The 866-nt window shown below is 74.0% G+C and carries 1 protein-coding gene; it reads right to left on the reverse strand.

Annotated features, from left to right (window positions below; translation table 11 throughout):
- Positions 1-348: 348 nt before the first annotated feature.
- Positions 349-866: Rv3235 family protein (locus tag EAD96_RS17655; protein ID WP_121685090.1), on the reverse strand; the 518-nt coding region annotated here is incomplete at its 5' end.

Consider the following 866-nt stretch of genomic DNA (forward strand, 5'->3'; position numbering starts at 1 on the left):
GCCCCACCTGCCCCGCGATCTTGCAGTTTCGGCCCTCATCGTGCCCGCTTCATGCCGGTATCGGGGGACCGAAAGTGCAAGATCGGCGCCGTGGAGGCGCGGGCGTGGGCTGGAGATCCTCGTTGGGCTGGTTTGTGCGGCGAGCCTCCCGTTGAGCGAGATTGGTGTTCCGCTTGGTGGGAGCGGTGGAGATCTTGGTAGGAAAGGGCCCCTATGAGGGCCGTTTGGTACCAAGATCTCCACCGGGAGTCGGGAGTCGGGAGTCGGGAGCTGGTTGACTGCGCCCGGTCACAGGTCGGCGCGGGGGCCGCGGCGCGTCGAGGCAGGGCGGGGATGTGACGGCCGGGCTCAAAGGACGTCGAGGACCAGGCACAGCCAGGTGCCTCGGCGGCGTTCCAGGCGTATTGCGATCGCCCAGCTCGCGCCTGCGGCGCCGGCGAACACGGCGGTGGCCTCGACGGCGCCGGCGCGGGGCTCGCAGACCCGCAGGCGCCGCAGCAGCAGCGCCGGCCGGGCGGTACGGCGGCGGACCGGGGTCACCCGGCGGGCCGCGCGGGTCAGTTCGGCTGCCGCCGGGCCGGCCGACTCGGGCAGACAGAGCGGCCGGAGCTGACCGGGCGGCCGGAAGCCGTTGACGATCTCCAGGAAGGTGCGCACGAACCGGTGTGCCGCGCGCGCTCCCTCGGGTGTGGCGGAGGCGAGGGCTGACGGCTGCGCGCCGGACCAGCGGGGCCAGGCGGGTGCCGGGTCCGGGGCGCGGCCGGTGGGGCGTGCGGCGGCACGGCGGCGCGGGTCGGCCAGGTCAAGCGTGAGCTGACCGACGGGAGTCCAGAGCGGTTCCTCGTCGGTGCAGGGCGGATCGAGGG

The sequence above is a fragment of the Micromonospora sp. BL1 genome (assembly GCF_003667485.1).
Taxonomy (GTDB): Bacteria; Actinomycetota; Actinomycetes; order Mycobacteriales; family Micromonosporaceae; genus Micromonospora; species Micromonospora tulbaghiae.